Origin of the sequence: Candidatus Kuenenia stuttgartiensis (assembly GCF_900232105.1) — a bacterium.
GTDB classification, from domain to species: Bacteria; Planctomycetota; Brocadiia; order Brocadiales; family Brocadiaceae; genus Kuenenia; species Kuenenia stuttgartiensis_A.
In genome coordinates this window covers 2,704,773-2,727,838 of sequence record NZ_LT934425.1, presented here as the reverse complement: position 1 = coordinate 2,727,838, position 23,066 = coordinate 2,704,773, and the positions used below count along the sequence as shown (strand labels likewise).

Genomic DNA, 23,066 nt, shown 5'->3' with positions numbered 1-23,066 from the left:
TTTCAAGAGCACCGTAGTTGTACGGCCAATTGAGCTGAAGGCTAAGTGGTGTAAAGTTCGTAAGCAACTTCAATATCAGCCAAACGTGACATGCCTCGCCAAAGTACTTCACTTCCGGGATGGCCATCACCACGGCGACCCAGATGACCGCCAAGTTTACCTAAAAGCCGCACGGCATCATTGAGGCTTGGAGGTAAATCAGGAGGCTCCTTGACCTTGTTCGCAAAAGTTGTCAATGCTTTCCATTCAGAATCGCTGAAGTAGACAGTACAAGGGACATCAGGTGTTTCTTGTCCTAAAGTAGTCAGGTAATGGATACGCCAAGCTATAATCATATCAATGGCCAAAGCGTTGCACAGACGACGGGCACTCTCCAACTGCCGGGACTCGACACGACAACCGCTCTTGATAATACGATGATAACACTCAATACCCCATCGGCGAGCATACCATTCCAAACGTTCGTAAGCATCTTTTTCTTGCTTAACCGCAACTGTGGTTAACAGCATCCATTCTAACCCATCAATTCCTATAGGCGGATTGACTTCCTGCGCCAGCACCGCCCACACCCTGACCGCAGGCATATTCTTTTTTAGCATAGGTGGGCGCAGCGTAACAGGCATCGTTCGTACCATAAGTATTGCCTGACGTGCGGAGCGTTTCTCACTCGGAGGTATCAATATTTCGCGGGTACCTATAACCGGTTGCTGTTCCAGTTTAGTCCACAAAAACTCGCATGATTCTTTATCATCAACAACCTTTCTATTGCGCGAACGTTCTGCGCGGATCAGCAACTGAGCGCCATCAGGCGTATTATACTGCTCAGCGAATACCTCGTGAATATCGGCCTCACGATCTGCCACAACCACCAGTAAAGATTTGTTTCGACAGCGTTTCTGTACTTGCGATACTGCATGGTAACTCTCCACCCATTTCCAGCTTTCCTTCTCTTCGATAGGCTTCTTGTGTCGTTTATGTTTGCTGCCTATTCCGTCCCGCGCCCAGCATTGCACATTCAGAAGTCCCAAGGGTGTACCACTTTCAGTAAACGCCATCGTATCATGCACCATCAGTCCACGAACTTTTTCACTCTTAGTACCTATCGGTCCTAACCCCTGCGTATTCGGATGTGTGCTATAATTCAGAGTCGTAGTATCTTGCGCTACCAAAACCAAACTATTCTCCTTCACACGCTCTTCCGTGGCCTCATAATGAGCTTGCAATATCGCCTTCCAATCTACATTCTCATTGTCAAGGAATCGGTATGCAGCCTTAGTCGCACTGACTGAGCCGCACGCCTGCGGAATGTTTGCCAAAGGTTTGTCATAAAACATACCTGTCATTTCTAAAAGTCTTGAGGTCAATCGTGCATCGCCCAATTTTGTTCCTCCAAGTTCCGCTTCTATCCAATCCCGAGGCTCTTTTTGTGCCACTCTTTGGCGAACATGTACTTTGCCATCGGCACAACAACACAACACCGCCTGCCATTTCTTTTGCAACGGCATAACATAAACGTCTTTGACCGTTGCACCTGTTCCTTTTCGTCCTCGACCTTCCGTGCCTCCTACATACTTCCAGTTAGCTGCCCGATAACAGCTTCCGGAAAACCGTCCTCGTTCCACATAGGTTTCTAAAAGTACAGGACGATATTTATACACTCTTTCCCAATCATCTACCAAACGTGTTTGGCATTTTGCCAATACATGCGATGCCAAACATTTTACTCTTACCGTAGGCGCTATTAAATACCGACTGTTATTGATAACAAACGTATGATTCCGCTTACGTGCTTCCTCCGTCCATCCTATCCACTCGTCGCGACTTTCCACCCGTCTGGCACAGGCACTATAACTTAGCCCTCCTATCCATCCGTAATGTTCACTGCGTACAAGATACCGAAGTTGCGCCCCGCATAGGGGCCCACTTCCAAGATAATGATGCGCTTCTAACATGCTACGCCAAAGTTTCGAATGGAATCTCGTTGTAACCCGTATAATCTCTACGTCACCCAACTCCGCTAGCTCGCATGACACTTCCGCAATCGGAGGCGCCTCCGCAGGTTTATTGACTTTTTGAAATGCATAATGCTTGTTCACCTTTGGAAGATTGATCTCTTTACGACGATCCAATTCCAATAACGCCTTGCGACAACTCATCTCTTGCAAACGGCCCGCTTGATTCCTCCAGTCCATCCATTCGCATACCAGACGCGACAGTTTACGACGCGATAGACAGGGTTCCTTTTGGATAGTTTCTGATAAACGCTTTATTACATCATCTGAAAATATTCGACCTCCTACTCTAAGCATGTACACAGTGTAACATACGGTTAACACGGTGTCCAGCAAAAAATATGGGTCATCCCCAGGATTTAAGGGGGCGTGTTATAAATTACGCTGAGTAGTCGCATCCGATTCAGCTTTCCGAAATTAGCTGTATACAGTGGTTGAAAAGCAGGAATAAAACCACAAAACGGTCACTGTTTTCCAAAGGTAAAGGTTCCGCTCTTACCGCCGGATTTTTTTACCAGGTGGATATCGCTGATTACCATTTCCTTATCGGCAGATTTGCACATATCATAAATGGTAATTGCGCAGATGGCGGCGGCGGTGATGGCTTCCATTTCAACGCCGGTTTTCCCTGTGACTTTTACTTCTGCAAAAACTTCAATGGTGTCTGCGGCATTGTCTTTGTAATCTATTTTAACGCTGGTAATATTGAGCGGATGGCACATCGGGATAAGCTGAGAAGTTTGTTTTGCCGCCATAATTCCGGCAATTCTTGCAACCTCAAGCACGTCCCCCTTGTGCATTTTTTTATCCATAATAAGGCGGAATGTTTCAGGTTTTGTGGAGATCTTTGCGTGTGCGATAGCTGTCCTGTTGGTATCGTCTTTATTGCCAACGTCTACCATTCTGGAAGCGCCTTGTTCGTCAAAATGTGTGAGTTGTGTCATAGTTTTATTTAATGGAATACTTTTTACAATATATTTTGTCGTGATGGTCAAAATCTATAAATTTTATAAGTTTTGTTCCTGTTCTATCTCGTTGCGCAATTCATCAACGCTGGAAAAGGGGGAAAACTTCCCCCTTTTGTCCAGCGTTTTTATTTTTTTTATGTACTCTGGGCGAACCTCATGCAAGTCATTACTTATGTCTTCAATTTCATTGTCTATTACAATTAATTTGGATTTTATGAATTCCAGGTCTTTTTGAATTTTTGCTAATATATTAGTAGACATCTGCGTTCCTCTTCATGTTGAATATTTTGAATTTTATCTTCAAGCATTTTTACTTTTGCGGACAATGCTGCAATCGCATTCTGCTGCTCCTGAATAACCTTTACACAAACCGCAGTGATGTCCATGGAATTCAGATGCGATGAGATGATAGGAGATGATAGAAAATTGCTTTTTTCCATCCGGCAGTCAGTTTAGCAAAAACAAAGAAAATTACAAGTTCTTTTGTTTTATCAGCTCTAACCAACATCGAGCCTGTCATTGTCATCCATTGGATACACCTGATATACGTATCTTTTCAGATTGATTATATTTTTTTGTTTTACTATAATCACCTACAATTATCATGGGATTCGCGGATAGGTTTATCCGGTATGGTAAGGTACTTCTTTGCCGATAAGATATTTTTTGGTAGCGGCGGATTTTATGCCTGTGGTAGTTTTAAGAGGCGTTGTTATCTGTTTGGGAGTTAAATATGAACTTAAAAGAGCGCCTGAATCATAAGCTGTATATTCAAGTACTTCGTCAAATGTCACCTGAAAAAAGGTTACTTAAGGCATTTGAATTATCTGAATTTACCAGGCAACTATTTATTCATGGATTGCAGAAAAGATTTCCGCATCTTTCAGATGAGGAATTTCAAAAAATACTTTTGAAACGTATCGATAAGTGTCACAACAGGAATTATTAAAAAAGGTTATTCAGGCGCTCAAAAACGCCGGAATTCAGTACATGATAACAGGTTCCGTTGCTTCAAGCCTGCAAGGTGAACCACGTTCTACCCACGATATAGATGTAATTGTAGCTATTCAGAAACCGGCGGTAAAGAAACTGATAGAGTCTTTTTCACCGCCTGATTTTTATGCAGATGAAGACAGTATCTGTGATGCAATTAACAAGCAAAAGATGTTCAATATAATTGATGTAAAAGAGGGCGATAAAGTTGATTTCTGGATATTAACCGATGAACCTTTTGACCAATCCCGTTTTTCACGAAGGTATGTCGAGGAAGTTCTTGGGATAAAACTGCAGGTTTCAAAACCTGAAGATACAATCCTGGCCAAACTGAGATGGGCAAAACTTTCAGGCGGCAGTGAAAAACAATTTACCGACGCATTACGAGTTTATGAGGTACAATTTGGAAAACTTGATATGAATTATATGGAATATTGGGTAAAGAAATTAGGCGTTGAACCACTATGGAAACAGCTAAAGAACGAGGCTGAAATAACATAGGGGGGAGAGGAGCATTTCCGATTTTTTGTAACCGTTTGTGTGATTAGGGGAAAACAACGCTGGCAGGGGTTAATACTACTGTACGTTTCATTAAAACATGGCAGATGTGTCGCAAAAAACCGGGAATGCATCTGTATCAACCCCACAAGGGCATTAAAGCAGCAAGGGATGTGGCAAGCCTGTCCCCCGCTGGCGGGGGATTAAGGGTGTGGAATTGTCTGCGGAGCGTGGGAAAGAGGGGCAAAATTGTTTTCATAAATAAAGGGGTAGTTGAATCGATGTAGAAATTCAGTCCACCCCCTGCACCCCCGCCAGCGGGGGACATAGTTTGAACAGGAGCATTCCCGATTTTTGGTTAACTAATTGTACATTGTACCACAAACATCCTGGCTCGAAAATAAGACTACAAAAAATAGTTTAAGTACAGATATACAACACGATATGGCTATAAAACCATTTTCATCGTTTCTGGGTGTTGCAAATGAAACATGATGACTGATGACTCATTTTGTCATTACGCGGGTATCCGTTTTGTTATTGCGATGATCTTTTCAGCTTGTCATTGCGAGGGTCTTTTCCGAAGCAACCTCATAAACCGTAATAGAGATCCTTCCATCCTGCATTCATTCCATTAATTAATTCTATTTTTTTAGCCCTTGAGCCACCCTTAATTTGCTTCTTTCTCCCGCGATATGGGGCCTCTTATGTCACAAAATATCTCGTAGTATATTGATTGCTTCGGAAAAGACCCTCGCAATGACAAGCTGAGCCCCCCCCTACAATGACAAGCAGAGACCTTTTGGATGGCCCTATACATTTGAACCGGTACAGAAACAGAAATGCCAGATGTTTCCGACTCGAAAGTAAGACTACAAAAAATAGCTCAAGCACAGATACCGCAATATGATATGGCTATAAAACCATTTTCATCGTTTCTGGGTGTTGCAAATGCAACATGATGACTGCTTGTGGTATTTTACCCTCAAGCTGGAAGCTTGAGTTACTATTCTTCCCCTCCCCCCTGCTAATGGCATTTTTACAAAAAATCGGGAATGCTCCCGTTGAGTTGAGTTGGGGGGGATACTACTCTACTCTTAACCGCCTACCTTGTGCATAACCACATGCCCTCTGCCGGAATGTTTGCGGGGTTTTAAATGTGCGGCACGGATAAAGGCGTCCTGAAGCAATTCTTCGCTGAAATTGTTCCGCAGTATAGACTTCAAATCAACCTCTCCTCCCGATAAAAGACAAGAGCGAAGTTTTCCTTCTGAAGTTAACCGAAGCCGGTTGCACGAATCGCAAAAAGGCTGGCTTACAGCGGAAACAAATCCTATCGTGCCGAGAGCCCCTTTTATTTTATATACTCGTGCGGCGCCGCTGCCAAGCACTGGTTTAGGTAGAGGAATCAGTTCATTATCTTTTTCGATAGTACTTATTATTTCAGAGGAGGAAATGAATTTATTTTCTGAAGTCAGGCTGCTTTTATTCATCGCCATATATTCAATGAAACGCACCTCGATATCACGTTCCAGTGTAAGTCTTGCAAAATCTTCAAATTCATCATCATTAATGCCCTTCATTGCAACTACATTGATTTTTGTATTTTTAAATCGTAATTGAAGGACTTCTTCTATGCCGTCCAATACATCACTTAAATTCCCTCCGCGCGTGATTTGTTTGTATTTTGTTTCCTGAATGCTGTCAAGGCTGATGTTTAGCCTAAACACCTCAATTTTCCGGAGTATTTTTGCATAGTCTTTCAGGTAAATGCCGTTTGTTGTCATTGCAAGGTCTTCTATGCCCTCTACCTTTGCCAGCATTCCGATAAATGAATCAATACCCCTTCGGACAAGCGGCTCTCCGCCGGTTAATCGAAAACTTGTTATGCCGAATTTTAAGGCAGATTGTATGATAGCTATTATTTCTTCATAAGTAAGGATATCCTTATGTTCCATAAGCGCAATGCCGGCTTCCGGCCTGCAATAAGTGCACCTGAGATTACAAAGCTCTGTTACCGAGATTCGCAGCCGGTTTATCTGCCTGGAATATGAGTCCGTAATAGCCATTAAGTTATTCCTCAACCATTTTCAACATTATAATTTATTTTTGGTATGATGTGGTATTCCTTCATTTTCCTCCACAAAGTGGTGGTGGAAATTCCTAAATTATTTGCCGCTTGCTTGCGGTTTCCTGCAAATTTCTTTAAGGATTCTACAATTGTTTTTCTTTCCTGTTGGGCTAATGCGGCTCTGATTCCTCCGGAATCGTGAAGTATGTCGATAGAATCATGAAAAAGGGATTCCTGTATTGCAAGGTCTGCCGGCATGATGCGGCCATTTTTTGATAATGTAATTGCCCGTTCAATCACATTTTCCAATTCCCTGATATTCCCGTACCATGAGTAGTTTAAAAGTGTACTCATCGCAGTTTCGGAAATTTCAGGTATTTTCTTGTTGAGTTTGTGTGAACACGCATTTACAAAATAATTCACCAGGGCGGGGATATCCTCTTTTCTTTCCCTAAGGGGCGGTACATGAATTCTTATGACGTTTAACCGGTAGAATAAATCTTTTCGAAAGCCGCCGTTTTTAGTAGATTCTTCAAGATCCTTATTCGTTGCGACAATAACGCGTACATCAAGGAATACAGGTTTATTATCACCAACCTTGCGGATTTCTCCGTTCTGCAGAAACCTTAGTAGTTTAACCTGGGTGGAAAGCGACGCCTCGCCAATTTCGTCTAAAAATAAAGTCCCCCCCTGCGCCTCAAAAAACAGCCCCTTTTTATCCTTTACCGCACCGGTAAAGGAACCCATAACATGCCCGAAAAATTCGCTTTCCTGCAAATATTCAGGCAGTGCTCCACAGTTCACTACCACAAATGGTTTGTTGCTTCTTGGACTGTTGTTATGTATGGAACGTGCAACCAGTTCTTTCCCCGTCCCGCTTTCTCCGGTTATTAATACCGTACTTTCACTGTTCGTCAGTTCTGCCAGTATATTCAGTATTCGCATCATTACCGGAGAATTGCCAATAATACCTTCAAATTTGTAATGTTCTTTTGTGCCTTTTTGTAAATTATTGACCTTTTCAGACAAACGTTTCTTTTCCAGTGCACGCTCAATGACGGAAAGCATATCGGGCAGATGAAAGGGTTTTGTGATGTAATCGTATGCCCCGTCTCTTATCGCCTGGATAGCACTGTTAATAGTGCCAAATGCAGTCATGACAATAACCTCCGTTGAGGGGTTGATTTCTTTTACGTTTGACAGCACTTCAAGTCCGTCCATAATTCCCATTTTCAGGTCCACAATAATTAAATCATAGCCAATTTCTTTTTGCTGTTGTATGGCCATTTCGCCATTATCAACCCCTGTAACCTTGTAACCAGCCCTTTTCAGAGCAATTACAAGAGATTCTCTCATATTTTTTTGATCTTCAACGACAAGAATAGTATACATAATTTTTAAAAACCTCAAACGGAAACGGTGCGGGATTTCTTATTGTTTAACGGTAGCCTGATTGTAAATATTGTACCCCTGTTTTGTATGCTTTTTACATCGATCGTACCGTCATGATTGTCTAAAATGCGGTGTACGATGGAGAGCCCTAATCCGGTGCCTCTTGATTTTTTTGTGGTAAAAAAAGGCTCAAAGATCTTTTTAATTCTTTCCGGCGGTATGCCGATACCTGAATCGGAAATGATAATTTCTATTTTATCATCATTCGGGACTCCGGTTTTTTTCAGGCTAATGGAGATTTCACCTCCATTTGGCATGGCGTCTATAGAGTTTATCAATAAATTCCAGAATACCTTTTTTATCCAGATTCTATCCAGAAATATCTTTGGAAGGGCTTTGCTATAGTTCTTTTTAATCCTGATATTCCCGTTGAACCTGGCGTCTTTTTTCAAAAGAATTAATGTCTCCTCAACCATTTTTGCAATGTCACTTTTGGTAAAATGGTATTCGGCGGGATGCGCAAAGGTAAGGAAATTGGAAATTATATTATTCAGCCACTCGGTCTCTTCAACAACCATATTGAACAGGTTTTTATCATCGTCGCTAAGAACCAAATCTCTCTTCAGCATGCAGACGGAATTTGATATTGCTCCGAGCGGATTCCTTATTTCATGGGCAATGGAAGCCGCCAATTCGCCAATGGACGCCAGCCGCTCTGAACGGCGTATTTGCTCTTCTATTTTCTTTTTTTCAGTAATGTCTTGTATAATGCCTTCAACACCGATCACACATCCGTTCTTATTTTTTATAGGATATGTGTTTTGAGAAAACCAGAGTTCTTTGCCGTTTTTGCAATAAACCCTGTATTCCAGACCCTTAAATACCTTTGTTCTGCCGCCAATGATTTCTTTTGTTATATGCTTAACCAATGCAACATCATCCTTGTGGATTATTTTAAATGCTAAAGAAGGTGCATCATAAAACTCCTGGGGGAGGTATCCCGTTACATTTTTTAATGCATTGTTGAGGAACATAAACCTTCCGTTTTTATCAAGACGGAAGATGATGTCTTCTATATCTTCTACCAGATTTCTGTATTTTTCCTCAGAGTATTTGATTCTATCAAATAGGCGTGTATTGTCAATTGCAATAGCTAGCTGCGGAACAATCTTATTAATAACATCCACGTGTGCTTCTGTAAAATTGTTTACCTTTTTGCTTCCGAAATTAAGGCTTCCTATGATTTCTCCCTTGCAAATTAAAGGGACCGACAGGCGGGATTTAATACCTTCCTTTGATAAAATAGGGTCTGTTGAAAACGGGCCTCTGGAAGTATCGTGAACGACAAAAAACTCACCGTCTTCCACCACCTTTCCCGCCAGTGTACCCTGTTTAGAATACTGCACCCCCTCTTCCAATTCAGAAAAACGATAATCTTTCGAAACGGCGAAAGTCAAAAATTCAACCCTCTTTTCATCAAGCAATGCAATGCTTAAGCGGTCAAAAGCAATTACTTTGTGAAATTCTTCGCTGAGGGACTTATAAACCTCTCTGATATCCAGTCTTGAGGCTAATATTTTATTTATATTATTCAGGATATCTTTTTCCTGCTCAATCTTCTTCCACTCAGTCAGGTCTATAATAATACCTTCGTAGCCAATGATGTTGTTCCGCATATCCCTTCTCAGGCTGCCGGTCATCATACAGGGAATTTTGCTGCCGTCCTTTCTTTTTAACGCTATTTCGAAATCCTTTACATAACCGTTTTTGTTTATGGTTTCTTTTATTATTTTACCTTCTGACGCTTTGTAAAATAAATGATGAATCAGGTTGAGTTGTAAAATATCATTCTTTGTGTCATAACCAAACAATTCAATGCCGGCCTGATTAATATCGACAAACTGACAATTTATATCACAGAAAAAAACGACGTCTTTGCTTGATTCGAACAAACGTTTATATTTTTCTTCAGAGATGATTAATTTATGTGTTCTTTCTTCGATAATTCTTTCAAGGTGAACCGTATAATTATTGACCTCTTCTTCCAGTAACTTTTGTTCGGTAATATCCCTTATGATTATTACGTAACCTGTTGGTGAGCCGCTGAAAGAATTCCTCCTGGTGATGGTTGTATATCCGGTAAATGTTTTTCCATCTTTACGCACCAGTTTCATTTCATCTTTGTAGCTGCCGGTAAATAATGCAGATTTAAGTATTTTTTGAAATTTTCCGGACAGTATTTCTTCTCTGGTGTATAACATTTTTATATTTGATTTGTTTATCATTTGTTCCGGCGCATATTGAAACATTCTTGTTGCGCCTTCGTTAAATTCCAGAATATTTCCACAAAGATCACTTGCAATGATTGAATGTTCCGTAGAACTGACCAGAATGCTTTTTAAGAAATTTGTCGCCTCTTCCAGTGCTGTTGTTTTTCCCTGAACGGATGCTGACATGACATTAAACGCATCTCCCAGTTCCTGTATTTCATCCCGTGTGTTTATTTCCACGCGTTGCGAAAAATCTCCGGCAGACATTTTACGAGTTGCTTTTGTTAAGGTAAGAATGGGGGTGCCTATTTTTTGGCCGGTTATAAAAGCAAATGCGATCCCCGATATCGCCATAATAATGCCTGCAACGGTCAAATAAGAAAGTATTTTTGATATAGAATTCTTAAGTTCATTCATAACGAGAGATATTTTATCTGCGTCAACTTCGACAATAATACCCCACTGCAGTTCGGGAACCCAATGCCATGCCCCCAGTACGGTTTTTCCGGCGTTATTAACATAACCAATCATGTCATATCCATTAGCGCCGGCTAAACATGCTTTTACACTCCTGGTAAATTGGTTTGTTCCCGGTTCTGTCAGGAGGGTTTTTAGTGGCATTTCTTTGGCAAAATTTCCTGTAGTGTGGAGGAGTTTTCCAGGAGCCAATCCGGCAATAAATTGCCCTTCCCTATTGATAATGTGTACTGCGTAATTATCTCCATGTGGTATTTCTAATATCTCTTTACTGAGGAAAGAGAGGTCTGATTTTAATACTACTATACCCACTATATGCCCATTTTCTTTTATTGGTATGTAGGCATATAATGTGTTAAAAATTGCCTGCCAGTTTTGTGCTTCAAGTGTATCAAATGTAGTTATAGGAGGTGTTTCTGAAAAACATATTTCACCACCCCCTGCCTGGAGAAAACCCTTACTGCCGGCAATGTTTAACCCTATAATGCTACCGTCAGTTGACACACAAATATTACCGTCAATGTCACTGATAATAAATTCATGTAAATTGTTTTCCGTGGATAGGAGAGAAACGAATCGTGTGGTGGTAGTGTTATCTGCTTTTGCTAAACAAACAGCAGCAGCCATAAAAGGGTTTTTTGCGAGATGTTCCGCATCTCGCCGTATTTTTTTTAACCGGTCATTCAACAGAAAAGCTTTTTTAGAGGTAATCAGTTGTAAATTATTAATGGTCGTTTCATGGATAGCTTTTCGTGCAGTGGGATAAGCGATAAGACGCATCACCAACAATGGAGTAAGGACAGCCAGCAGGAAGAAAAATATTAATTTTATTCTGATAGAACGAAACATAAGAGGTCTCTTTTTTGTTTTAAAATATCCGTTATCTCTCTCTCTTTTTATGATCGTGACGCTCAGATGGATCGGGAGAAAAATATGAAAAAACACCTGTTTTTTGCAACACGTTAATCCTGAAAGTCGGGCAAGAAACCCCTCCTACGTTATCCTGGTTAAAATCAGCGGGAGGGTAACATTATTTTGCGGCGGGCAGTTGTTAGCGGAGTATGTTTTGTGAGGAATACGCTTATTATTTGAATAGTATGGGCGGAGTCATTATAAACAACTACTCAGACAGCATTCCTTATTCAACAAAGTTAGGGTCTACAGGTACTTTACCCAAAAAAGGGACTTCCCTGTATTCTCTTATTTCCGTGTTTTCTTCTGTTTGTTTTCTGACAAATACTTCACACTTTTTGCTTATCTCGCTAAAGGCCTTTGCTCCTTCCGAATCAGGAAAAGCAGTTACAAATGCCTCGCCATCATCACATTTCTTTGTGACTTCAGGATCCAACGGTATCTTGCCAAGAAATGTCAATCCTAATTCTTTGCAAATCTTTTCGCCGCCTCCCGTTTTAAACACTTCTATGTGCCCTTTGCAGTGGGGACATACTAAATCACTCATGTTCTCTACCACGCCAATGACCGGCACATTGCTGTCTCTTGAGAAATAAACCGATTTCTTTACATCAAGCAAAACTACATCCTGGGGCGTAGTGACAATAACAGAACCATCCACTTTGCCAATAAGTTCAATGATTGAAATGGCCTCGTTGCCTGTGCCAGGCGGTAAATCAACCAGCAGATAATCAAGTTTTCCCCAACAGATACTTCCCATTAATTCACATAAAAAATCCCACTTTGCGGCATCTCTCCATATTATGGGAAGCGCGGGATCTTCGATGAGAAAGGAAAGAGAGGCAATCTTTAAATTTGGGAGCACTTCTAACGGTAGTATGCCTTCTTCTGTCCCCTTAAGTCTTTGTCCCTCTACTCCCAGCATCATGGGTATATTTGGCCCGTGTATATCCGCGTCGGCAACGCCTACCTTGTATCCCTTCAAAGCCAATGTCACGCCAAGATTTGTAGTGACGGTGCTTTTTCCCACACCGCCCTTATTACTTATTACAACGATTTTGTAGGTAATCTCCTTCATGCGTTGGGCGATTGCCCACTTATTGTGTTCTATATGGTCTAATTGGCAGGAAGACTGTTTATCACAAAGTTCACAAGTAAACGGTATCTTACAGTCAGACATCATTACCCCTTTCATAAGTTTGTTCTAATCGCTGACGCCAAAAATGGCACAACGTATTTGTTGGTGTGAGATGAAAAAATTACCTGTTCCAATAAAGAAAAATACCGCATCTTTCTCCGCATTTTTCTAACATAGTGTGTGTTAATGGTATGATATTTTTTACGGACGTTAACCCTGCGGAAGCGTCTTGATTGCACACGTACTGTTTATCGTACTGCATACGTATTCGCAAATACCACAACCGACACATTTTTCTTCGTTAATTACCGGTTTGCCGTCTTCCTGATACAAGGCTTCATCCTGTAAAGGACACTTAATATAACACAGGTGACAATCCTGGTCGTCCCATGCAAAGCATTGTGACTTATTGATACGTGCAATCCCCATTTTTACCTGAGTAACAGTATCGACGGGCTTTAATGCGCCGTCTTTGCACGCCTCAATACACAATAACCCGTTACATAATACACACGGACTTTCCTTTGGTTTTATAACGGGAGTGCCAATCGCCACATCCATGAACCCTTCGTATCGCTTAATGGCCTTTGCGGGACAAACCATTATGCACTCATCACAACGGGTGCATAATGAGAGAAATTCCGTTTCTTCTATTGCTCCTGGAGGACGCAAATAATCCCCTTTTGGCATTATCCGGTCGATTTTTTTGCTTGTATAATCTGCGGCTTTGTTGCCAACATAATAAAATAAGTCTTTAAAGAACTGTCGCCTGTCAACAATTTTATCAGAGTCGCCCATTTCAAATCCCGCAACAATCAAAAATAATGAGAAGTTTTAGTTAATGATAAATCCTAAAATGAATCTACTTCAATTAAAATATCTTGTCAAGGTCAAATCCTTATCATAATCTAATGCCAAAAAAAGTGGGGGAATAAGAATTCTTTAACCATAAACACCTTCTGTTACGATATCTCTCCCACTAACCCATTAAAATAAATTTGCATCTTTTTTGATTGTTTGTTACATTCACCATTCATAGTATTACCCGACAAAACTACTTTTTTTATAAGTTTTTCTTCGCGCCATTCGTACTCTTCGTGGTAAAACTCCTTCTGATTGCAGCTTAGTTGCGTTATGTATCATATATACCTTTTTCGTTTTATGGAGAAGCTTTAAAGTGGCAAAAAAGACCGCTGATAATAAAATGACCTGTTCCTTTTGTGGTAGAAATCGTGAAGCCATAGGGCGATTGATACAGGGGAATGCGAACAGTTTTATTTGTAATGAATGTGTTGACACATGCTACATGTTGTTTAAGAAAGAGCATGCCTCCGTCGCCGATGTTAGGCCGGCGGGCAAAATTCTTACTCCGATGGAAATAAATGATAAATTAAACGAATACATCATAGGACAAGAAAAGGCAAAAAGAACACTTGCCGTTGCTGTATATAATCATTATAAACGATTGCTAACAAGCAACAGAGGCAAGGATGATGAGGTTGAAATAGAAAAAAGCAATATCCTGTTAATTGGCCCTACAGGTTCCGGCAAGACGCTTTTAGCCCGCACACTCGCGAAACTGCTCAATGTTCCTTTTGCTATTGCAGATGCAACAACTCTGACAGAAGCAGGATACGTTGGAGAAGACGTAGAAAATATTTTGCTGGGTTTGTTAAGAAATGCGGATTTTGATGTAAAGCGCGCACAGCAGGGAATTATTTACATAGACGAAATAGATAAAATCGCAAGAAAGAATGCAAGCAGTTCCATTACCCGGGATGTTTCAGGTGAAGGGGTACAGCAGGCATTATTAAAGATTTTGGAAGGTGTGGTATCGAATGTCCCTCCCCAGGGGGGAAGAAAACATCCGGAGCAAAAATATATACAGATAGACACAAAAAACATCCTCTTTATTTGCGGCGGAACTTTTAGCGGCGTTAATGAGATTATTAAGAGGAGGATTGGCAAGGCGAGTATTGGATTTGATACAAAAAAAAGTACTCACGAAACCTCCGATAATGATACATCCCTGGGCGCTCTTCTGAATAAGGTTGAAGTTGAAGACCTTATTGAATACGGCATGATTGTGGAGTTTATGGGGAGATTGCCGGTAATTGTATCATTATTGCCGCTTACGGAACAGGATATGATCAAGGTAATGACTGAGCCGAAGAATGCATTGGTAAAGCAATACCAAAAATTCTTTGAAATGGAAAATGCTAAACTGGAATTTACCGATGAGGCACTGATGGCAATTAGTAAAATAGCGCTGAAAAAAGAAACTGGCGCAAGGGCATTACGTTCTGTATTTGAAAGTTTTATGTTAGATCCTATGTATCACTTGCCTGACTGTAAAAATGGTTCAACCTTTTTAGTTACCCCTGACGTTGTGAATGGCAAGATACCTTTGATTGCCCAGGAATTAAAGAAAACGGCGTGACAATTTTCCCGCCCCGATATATATAAGAACAACTGAACGTCCCCCTCTGTGTAGTTACAAACATAGTACCTTAAAACCCAAGGTAATTATTTTTCATTAGGCGGCATTTAATCCGCATCTATACTGCAAACAAGACACTGATTTTCTTTCGCTGATTTACCTGCAAAGGTGTCTTCATGTATAAAACTGTTGCATACCACGCATTTCTTGTTTTCTATTAGATCAATTTTTCTACGGTAATATCCTAACGCTTCAATCTTTGTACGAATGATTTCCCTCCTTCTTTCAAACCCATAGCATGCCGCAAGAAACGATCTGAAATCAAAGCGTTGTGTTACGAGCATGATGAGTTGGAATCCGTTTTCATGCCCCGCTGTGGATGCATCAATTCTGGCATAAATAACAGACGCCTTTTTTTTACTCTTTTCATTTACTTTAAATATAATGCCGCCGCCTCTTTTCAATAAGGTATGTTTTACATAGGTGTCATGAAGGTATTTCCCCAATGTTTGTTCAATAAGGGACTCCGAAATATCCGGTGGAAATTGCATTTTGTAAAGTATGAATTTTACGTCTGATTTGTCTGTTGGTTCAGGTATGAGTTCATGTATGCTGAAGCCGGAACAATATTTTTGTATACCGGCAATTTTCCCGGCGAGCGTTTCCCGTTGTAATGCTTCTTCTGTGATGGCATTTGAAAGGAAAGAAAGGTGATAGATATTTATGCCATAAGCAAAATCTACCGCCGGTTTTCCATCTATAAATTCTCCTATATACCCTGATAAGGCGTAATAATAAGGGGTAATGTGGGGCAGCGCCATCATAAGAGAACGCGCAATAGCTACCCCTATAAAACGTTTCGGGATTAAACGCAGGACAGGGTCGATTTCGGCAATAACCCGCAGTGTAATCTGATTTTTTTTGCCGTCGGCAACATGTTTAATATCTTCCCGCAAAAAGGGAGGAAAAGTGGTGTGTTGGGTCAGGCTTTTTTTATGAGTTGCCGTTGGGCATGCGCCGCAGCCAGTACAATTTACTTCAATACCCTCCCTGCCTAAACAGTAATCCTGTTCGGTAAAATTTATGGAACGTTCGTATTCTTTCCATAAAAAATGTTTAGTAATGCCTGTATCAATTTCATCCCAGGGGAGTATCCGCTCTTCGCTCTTTTTTTGAAAAAAGTCATTTTCTGAAAGACCTGACTCCTCTAAATATATTTTCCAGTTCTTTTTCACTTGTTTGGGAACCGTATTGTAATAAATAAAATCATCGGCAATCGATGAACGTATAAGGGCGGGGGTTAATCTGCGATCACCCATTGCCAGGAGCTGCATCAGCCAGGTATCTTCATGGGAGGCGCTTTCACGAAATTCCATAGCGTTGACTTTGCATATATTTTCTATTGCAATAAATATCTTTTTATTTTCCTCAAGCGCTGTCTTGCAAATATCGAATTGGAGTGGAGTGTGTGGCGGATAGTACAAACGCGTCAGGCTGAAAATAACCCTTGTTTTGCAATGAGAGAGGTTTTTTAAATCGGCGAGGCTTTCCACAAATCTGCTGAATTCCTCAAGATCTTCTTTGTTTTCAAGTCCTGTGTAAATCAAAAAAATCTTGAGTTCCCGCATACCATTTTCGAATAAATATTCACAGGCAGTATATATTTGGTCTTCGGTAAGATTCTTATGCAGGTAACGGCGCAATCGTTCACTGATGCCTTCCATACCACAGCTTACCGTAGTCTTGCCAATGATTCTTTGCACCTCTGCGAGGAATTTATCTGTAGAGAGGAGGTCGAAGCGCTGGCTTTTCAGATTTACATTGGTGATTTCCCGGTAAAACGACAGGATCATGGGATAGAGTTCCGTGTGGGTATTAAAGTTAAAACTCATGAGGTTTATGGTATCCAGCCCCTGAAGCGCCTTTGCCTTTTTCATACTTTCTGACAATTTTGCCAGCGATCTTTCCCTGTACGGTTTCCGCTCCCAGCTTTCCGCACAGAACGAGCAAAAACATGGGCATCCATTGCTGATTTGTATACTACCGCTGCCCAAATTTTCAGGGTCATACCATATCGGGCCTGATTCCAGCGTCCGTGTTTGATCAAGGTCATATACTATGGCGCTCTTTACCGGACAGGATACGTAAGGCGCCTTCGGGGCAATTTCCGATAATTCCTGTGCCGATAGATTGTTTTGTACAATTGTTTTATAGCGGTGTTCATATTTATCGGGTTCATAAAACCCGTCTACTTTGCCGTGGCATTCCTTTAATATCCTTGCCTTTGTCCAGCCAAGTGCCTTTCCTTGTTTTACTATTTCAAGGAATTGTTTTACGGCGTACTCTCCTTCGCCAATAAACACAGCATCCACAAGTCCGTAATGATTTTTACCGCCCTGTTCATTCACCGTTCCGTGTAGTGTTTGGGTAACAGCAGCATTAGCGCCTCCCAGCACAATCAGAGGAATAGTATTTTGATCAATGCGCTCGCTTTTATAAAGGGGTATGCCTGAAAAGAGCAATAATTTGGGCAAATTAAGCATTTCCAGCACAAAGGAGTTGCTTATACCAATGACGTCAAAAGCACAAGGCGGCTCCTTTGTGGTGGTTCCCACCCAAAGTGGAATTTTTGCATCGATCATTATTTTCAGGTCTTTGGGAGGCGGAAGAAAGGCAAAGTCGGTAAAGACCCCTTCGGTTTCCTGTGCTATTTGCGCTATCAATGCGTGGGAGATAGAAGCAGACACATCGCGGTATGTTGACAGGCGGCATATAAGAAATCGCACTTCAGATTCAGAAAACAGGGCTGGGGACATAGTATTAGGCTCCCCGCCTTTTAACCAAAGACCTGCAATAGAAAGAGAGTAATACTTCTCTTCATACCACTGACGGATTTCAGAAGAAGATTTTAGACAATCTGCTGGCATTGTACAAAACATAGTGGGCAGTGAAAGAAATTAAAAAATTATGTGATTGTTTACACAACAGTGTATAAAAGGTATGATATGGCATTGTATCTGATAGGCAGTGATTTTACAATGATTTGAATTGTAACGTGAATAATCCATGATTCAGCCCCCCTTTTTAGTACCTTAGCAGTAATTTCTTTGCATTTTTTGGCAAAATATTTAATGGTGAAATACGAAATGCTAAATACGAATCCACCCCCTGCACCCCCGCCAGCGGGGGACATTCTCCCCCTTTGGAGCTGGCAAGGGGGAGGATTTGGGAATTTGTTTCGTATTTCGTGCTTCGTATTTTTTATCTCGCACTTGTTTGGTTCTGGCTATGCCAGCCTTGGGTTCCCAGTTTTTAATATACATCATTTATGTCAATATTTATAGATACCGCCACTCCGGAAGAAGCAAAGATAGCAAAGGATTTCGGATGGGTTAAAGGAATTACGACAAATCCCTTGCTCCTTGCCGGAGCAGGCAGGAAGGCTGAATCCGTATTAGCACAACTTGCAGAACTCAATATGGGAAAGCTGTTTTATCAGCTTATTTCATCTAATAGTAAAGACATGCATAAGGAAGCCCGTATGGCAAAAGAGATTGCAGGCGACCAGCTTGTACTGAAAATCCCTCCGGTTGCCGCCGGGTTTCAGGCAGTTTATTCTCTTTCAAAAGAAATACCCTGTTGCGTAACTGCACTATACAGCGTATCACAGGCATTAGTGGCAAGTGAGGCAGGCGCACAATACATTGCGGTGTATGTTAACCGCGCAACAAAGTTGATAGGAGACGGGCTTGCGCTTCTGAATGCAATGTCAAAGATACTTCACGGTAGCACCACGGAAATTCTGGCGGCAAGCATCAAATCTTCTGAAGAAGCAAGCAGCTCGCTTCTTTGCGGCGCCGACCATCTGACCTTGCCTTTTAACATATTATCCACATTGTGCATTCATGAACATTCGGAAGAAGCGGTGCGTCAGTTCAACTCAGGGGGAACAGGGATTCAGATTGAAGTAAAATGAATAAGAGATAAGAAGCTTTCTGAAATTATTGAAAGGATTGAAACGGATTTGTCATTCAAAAGATTCCAGGCGGGTCCAGGTTTGTAACCTGAACCCGCAGATGTAGTTTCCGGCGCCGTTACGTTCCCGAACAGCAATTTGGGGTGGGCATTTCCAGTAGTCCTTAAATTTTTTATTAGCCGAAAATCAACATCTTCATCGGCAAGGATTTTAAGTGGCAATTAATTCCTCCAGTTCAATTACGTCTGCGGAATATGAAAGAGCAGCCAGGATATCCTCTTTTGTGAGATGAGGATATACCTCTAATAATTCTTCTACGGTTATACCTTCCGATAGCTTTCTCAGAACATGTTCAACGGTTATTCGCGTCCCTTTAATTATAGGTTTACCAAGCATTATTGCCGGATCTGTTATTATTTTCCCTTTATAAATCATTGCTATTGCCTCCCCGATAAATGAAATACCTACAATACCGTTACAATTTAACCCTTCGTAAATATAACCAATTACGTTGACATTAATCAAGCATTCAACTAACATTTTTCGTTAAATAAGGCTTTACGCAATGATTTAACAATTACTTTTCCCAAAAAACCAAAGTGTTACCGTTATTAACCTGCCTTATCCAAAAATATGCAAAGACCTATCATCCCCATTACACTTTTATTTCTCTGCGGTATTTATCTTGGATCTCAGACAAAAATTCCCCTCTCCATAACCCTTGGAATATGCCTGTTCTTCTGGATAGTATGTTTTTTCACCTTATTTTTAAACAAAAGTTGCGTATTCCTGCTGCCATTGTTGTGTATTTTTATCATTATCCTTGCCGTTGCCTACTACGATTGCCGTAATGATTTTATCCCACGCAATCACATTGAACACGCGCTGGGTACGCAAAAATCTTTACTCCGCGTAAGGGGAATAATTGTCAAACCTCCCATTATTTTGGAGGGAAACGCACATAATAAACTATTTCTGAATCGCCAATCAAATACCTTTGGTGAAAAATCTCACCATAAAATATCCTTCATACTGCAGGCAAAAGAGATGAAAACCGTATCCGGATGGGAAGAAATATTTGGACACATCAGGGTTACCGTATACCTGCAGGACGAGGAATTACTTTCAGGCATCACATTACAAGAATTAGTCTACGGTCAACGAGTGGAATTGCTTGGCCACGCATATCTTCCCAAAACACCGGGCAACCCCGGAGAGTTTAACTATGAAAATTATCTAAAGAGGCAAAAACCGTCTATTAATTCCTTAATGACCATACTACACATAAATAACATAAAAATAGCAGACCCCGCGTTCCGCAGCCGGTTTTATAGTTTTATATACGCTTTAAGAAATTACTTAAACAACACCATTTACACTCACGCTTTCAGTAATAGTGCTCCGTTAATCAGCAGCATGTTATTAGGCAACAGGGCGGGGTTATCGGTAGAAACAATTGATACTTTTGCAAAAACAGGGATCATCCACTTCATCGCCATCAGCGGTTTTCATGTTGGAATAGTAATAGTTACCGTGCTGTTGCCGCTGCGTGCCCTGGGCGTCAATCAAACAGCGACCATAGGTATAATAGTGTTCGTTACCATTTTCTATGCACTTTTAACGGGCTTTAACCCACCGGTGCAACGCGCGGGCATCATGGCCATTGTTTTCTTTTGCGGCTATTTGGTGCATAGGCAATGGGACATCACCAGCAGTATTTTTACGGCAATATTATTTATTCTCCTGCAAAATCCATCAGACCTTTTTAGCATTGGGTTTCAGTTGTCAATCATGGCAACGATGGGCATCGTCTATGGTGCGCCAAAGATTGAGGCAGTGTTATTTAAGACTGCTTTGTTTGTAGAAAAATTACAGGCGCCTGAAGAACGAGGCAGGTTATTTTTTATAAAAAAATATGTACGTAAACTCCTTTGCGTCTCTCTGGCAGCGTGGATTGCCACCCTGCCACTCACCGCATATTACTTTCATCTTTTCACGCCATACGTATCCGTAATAAGCATCATAGTGTTTCCCTTATTCTGGATTATCATTGTCAGCGGGATTGTTTTGTTATTCTTCGGGACCATATTTCCTCCATTCGCTTCGGTTTTTGCATGGCTGGCGTCTGCCACTGATATCGCATTGGAATCAATTGTTTCAACGTTGTCTTTCCTGCCGTATTCCCATTTTTATGTGATTGGGCCTTCTTTAACAGGGATTTTCGTCTATTATTTGCTGCTCTTCTTCCTTCTTTATCGCACGTATTTATCAATACACTATCTTCATATTGTACTATGGGGGCTGATAAGCGCTAATGTTCTCACCTTCTCCGGTATAATAAAATCCAGGCCACATGCTTTAAAAGTGACCTGCTTAGATGTTGGGCATGGCGCTGCCCTGTTTATTCAATTCCCCAACGGGAAAAACATCCTGTACGATGCAGGTACATGGCACAATTATGATGTGGGAAAACAAATCGTCGCGCCTTTTTTATGGAGTGAAAAAATCAAAAAAATCGACCTGGTAATTTTATCCCACGAACACAATGATCACTGGAGCGGTTTGCCTTCAATCATCGAAAGATTCAACGTAAAACGAGTGTATTCACAACCATATTTTTTCCAATCGGAAACAGGCCGTATAATACACGAACGTCTCCATAAAAAAAATATTCATACCGCTGCGCTTTCCCATGGATTAGAGATAAAAGGTTTTGAACCCGTAACGGTAAAGATACTCCATCCCTCTTTTTCCCCTTCATCTTCTTTATCAACAAATGATAATTCCTGCGTAGTGAAGATTGAATATTCCGGGCATTCCATTCTTTTATGTGGTGATATTCAAAAGCAAGGGATAAACACACTCTTATCAGAACAGCAGGCCATCAGGTCAGACATTGTGCAGATACCGCATCACGGCTCTTATTCAGTAAACCTGCCGCAGTTTATCAATAGGGTTCAGCCGTCATATGCCTTTATCAACTCGCAGCATAATACGGTGTCCCACATGACAACCAATACATTAAATGATTACCATGTCGTAACAACTCAAACACATCGGGATGGCGCTATAACATTTTTACTAAACAAGAATGGTATAATGTACTCTGTTTACAGGAATTAATTCCCTGACAATAAAAGCATTATAGTTTTTTGCTTGATTTGCTTTTTTGTTTGTGATAGAAGCTACGGGTAAGTACAAGACAATTTGAAAAAAGGTAAACCAATCGTGAGGTTGGGACACAAAGCCATGGGTCTTTCTTAAAGAAGAATGCCAGGTTGCCAGATTTAGCGTAAAAGGAACTTTTGCTTTGTTAAAAGGTAAAGCTATTTTATTTTTTGCAAAGTAAAAAAAATGCTAAGGCCCATGCGTCAGATATTAAATCTGCCATGGGTCTTTTTTTATGGTTGAAGGAGAGAAGGATATTTAGTGTGTAATTGTTTCAGATTTTTTGTAACACTTTAGTCTTTTGAAAAACTACAACAATGTAGTGCTACGAGGTTCGTCGCACCAAAAAAAAGCAGTGCGATAAGGCATAGTATATGTTCAAGACAATGCGACTAACCTAGTTGCACTACAAATAATTATCTCCAGTTTCAAAAGACTAAAGTGTTACGATTTTTTGGTGAAAAAACAACCTCCACCCCACCCCTGCCCCTGTGGTAGACCTGGCATACTTGCCTGGCATTGCGATGACAAGCGTAAACGTTTGTTCTGCCAATAAGGGAAATTGGGAAAGTCCTCTCTTGGGAGAACCTCCCGCAATCCCCTTCCCGGAGAGGACTAAGGGGTGGGTAAAAACAAAAGCCGTTGGTTTTTTATTTTTAAAATCCAACCGGACTAGCATATACAACGGAACAAAGCCGCTGCCAAAGGCAAGCGGATTCAGCCCTGGTTCTCAAGCCGGAATCTGGGAACG

At 41.1% G+C, this 23,066-nt stretch carries 18 protein-coding genes and 1 riboswitch; of the genes, 6 read left to right on the top strand and 12 right to left on the bottom strand.

Annotation, left to right across the window (positions count from 1 at the left end):
* Window positions 1–41: 41 nt before the first annotated feature.
* From KSMBR1_RS12735 to KSMBR1_RS12725, 3 genes are all read right to left on the bottom strand, one after another.
* Complete coding sequence (locus tag KSMBR1_RS12735; RefSeq protein ID WP_099325554.1) at window positions 42–2,309, bottom strand: IS4 family transposase; 2,268 nt, start codon at window positions 2,307–2,309, stop codon at window positions 42–44.
* 167 nt (window positions 2,310–2,476) lie between these two features.
* Entirely contained in the window at window positions 2,477–2,956 is a 480-nt protein-coding gene (moaC, locus tag KSMBR1_RS12730; RefSeq protein WP_099327053.1) for a cyclic pyranopterin monophosphate synthase MoaC, read from the bottom strand.
* 63 nt (window positions 2,957–3,019) lie between these two features.
* Window positions 3,020–3,241, bottom strand: coding sequence for a DUF2683 family protein (locus tag KSMBR1_RS12725; RefSeq protein ID WP_099325675.1), 222 nt, complete (start codon window positions 3,239–3,241; stop codon window positions 3,020–3,022).
* A 472-nt stretch (window positions 3,242–3,713) separates the two neighbouring features.
* Between KSMBR1_RS12725 and KSMBR1_RS21080 the strand changes: the two genes are divergently transcribed.
* The 3 genes from KSMBR1_RS21080 to KSMBR1_RS21075 all read left to right on the top strand — a co-directional run bounded on the left by KSMBR1_RS21080 (window position 3,714) and on the right by KSMBR1_RS21075 (window position 4,758).
* The gene (locus KSMBR1_RS21080) at window positions 3,714–3,929 is read left to right on the top strand and encodes a hypothetical protein (protein ID WP_157820582.1); all 216 of its coding nucleotides are present in this window, start codon (window positions 3,714–3,716) and stop codon (window positions 3,927–3,929) included.
* Window positions 3,908–4,474 carry a nucleotidyltransferase domain-containing protein gene (locus tag KSMBR1_RS12715; RefSeq protein WP_099325673.1) on the top strand — a complete coding sequence of 189 codons (567 nt, stop codon included), beginning with the start codon at window positions 3,908–3,910 and terminating at the stop codon, window positions 4,472–4,474. The genes KSMBR1_RS21080 and KSMBR1_RS12715 overlap by 22 nt, the downstream gene beginning before the upstream one ends.
* A 125-nt stretch (window positions 4,475–4,599) precedes the next feature.
* Window positions 4,600–4,758 (top strand): hypothetical protein, encoded by a 159-nt coding sequence (locus tag KSMBR1_RS21075; protein WP_157820581.1) that lies wholly within the window; start codon window positions 4,600–4,602, stop codon window positions 4,756–4,758.
* Between the two features lie 810 nt (window positions 4,759–5,568).
* On the opposite strand, the gene moaA is transcribed toward KSMBR1_RS21075, so the two are convergent.
* From moaA to KSMBR1_RS12685, 5 genes are all read right to left on the bottom strand, one after another.
* Window positions 5,569–6,540, bottom strand: a complete 972-nt coding sequence (gene moaA, locus KSMBR1_RS12705) for a GTP 3',8-cyclase MoaA (protein ID WP_099325672.1) — start codon at window positions 6,538–6,540, stop codon at window positions 5,569–5,571.
* Window positions 6,541–6,551: 11 nt separating this feature from the next.
* On the bottom strand, window positions 6,552–7,934 hold the full coding sequence (locus tag KSMBR1_RS12700) for a sigma-54-dependent transcriptional regulator (protein WP_099325671.1): 1,383 nt from the start codon (window positions 7,932–7,934) through the stop codon (window positions 6,552–6,554).
* Window positions 7,935–7,948: 14 nt separating this feature from the next.
* Complete coding sequence (locus KSMBR1_RS12695) at window positions 7,949–11,530, bottom strand: PAS domain S-box protein (RefSeq protein WP_157820580.1); 3,582 nt, start codon at window positions 11,528–11,530, stop codon at window positions 7,949–7,951.
* A 289-nt stretch (window positions 11,531–11,819) separates the two neighbouring features.
* Window positions 11,820–12,776, bottom strand: coding sequence for an Mrp/NBP35 family ATP-binding protein (locus tag KSMBR1_RS12690; RefSeq protein WP_230407998.1), 957 nt, complete (start codon window positions 12,774–12,776; stop codon window positions 11,820–11,822).
* Window positions 12,777–12,941: 165 nt separating this feature from the next.
* Entirely contained in the window at window positions 12,942–13,529 is a 588-nt protein-coding gene (locus tag KSMBR1_RS12685; protein WP_099325668.1) for a 4Fe-4S dicluster domain-containing protein, read from the bottom strand.
* 379 nt (window positions 13,530–13,908) lie between these two features.
* Between KSMBR1_RS12685 and clpX the strand changes: the two genes are divergently transcribed.
* Entirely contained in the window at window positions 13,909–15,171 is a 1,263-nt protein-coding gene (gene clpX / locus KSMBR1_RS12680; protein WP_230405703.1) for an ATP-dependent Clp protease ATP-binding subunit ClpX, read from the top strand.
* A gap of 107 nt (window positions 15,172–15,278) precedes the next feature.
* Here the strand turns inward: clpX and KSMBR1_RS12675 are convergent, their stop codons facing one another.
* Window positions 15,279–18,098 carry a B12-binding domain-containing radical SAM protein gene (locus KSMBR1_RS12675; protein ID WP_157820579.1) on the bottom strand — a complete coding sequence of 940 codons (2,820 nt, stop codon included), beginning with the start codon at window positions 18,096–18,098 and terminating at the stop codon, window positions 15,279–15,281.
* Window positions 18,099–18,499: 401 nt separating this feature from the next.
* Between KSMBR1_RS12675 and KSMBR1_RS12665 the strand changes: the two genes are divergently transcribed.
* Window positions 18,500–19,147 (top strand): transaldolase family protein, encoded by a 648-nt coding sequence (locus KSMBR1_RS12665; protein ID WP_099325665.1) that lies wholly within the window; start codon window positions 18,500–18,502, stop codon window positions 19,145–19,147.
* On the opposite strand, the gene KSMBR1_RS12660 is transcribed toward KSMBR1_RS12665, so the two are convergent.
* Window positions 19,129–19,368, bottom strand: coding sequence for a hypothetical protein (locus tag KSMBR1_RS12660; RefSeq protein WP_099325664.1), 240 nt, complete (start codon window positions 19,366–19,368; stop codon window positions 19,129–19,131). The two genes, KSMBR1_RS12665 and KSMBR1_RS12660, sit on opposite strands and share 19 nt — an antisense overlap.
* Window positions 19,358–19,687: a DUF433 domain-containing protein gene (locus tag KSMBR1_RS12655; RefSeq protein WP_230405704.1), complete on the bottom strand. Its 330-nt coding sequence runs from the start codon at window positions 19,685–19,687 to the stop codon at window positions 19,358–19,360. Before KSMBR1_RS12655 ends, KSMBR1_RS12660 begins: the two co-directional genes overlap by 11 nt.
* Window positions 19,688–19,780: 93 nt before the next feature.
* Here KSMBR1_RS12655 and KSMBR1_RS12650 point away from each other — a divergent pair, with 93 nt between their 5' ends.
* A complete protein-coding gene (locus KSMBR1_RS12650) occupies window positions 19,781–22,270 on the top strand; it encodes a DNA internalization-related competence protein ComEC/Rec2 (protein WP_099325663.1) in 2,490 nt (829 codons plus the stop codon).
* Window positions 22,271–22,353: 83 nt separating this feature from the next.
* A riboswitch (cyclic di-GMP riboswitch) is annotated at window positions 22,354–22,433 on the top strand.
* 318 nt (window positions 22,434–22,751) lie between these two features.
* Here the strand turns inward: KSMBR1_RS12650 and KSMBR1_RS12645 are convergent.
* Entirely contained in the window at window positions 22,752–22,982 is a 231-nt protein-coding gene (locus KSMBR1_RS12645; RefSeq protein ID WP_164995530.1) for a hypothetical protein, read from the bottom strand.
* Between the last annotated feature and the right edge of the window lie 84 nt (window positions 22,983–23,066).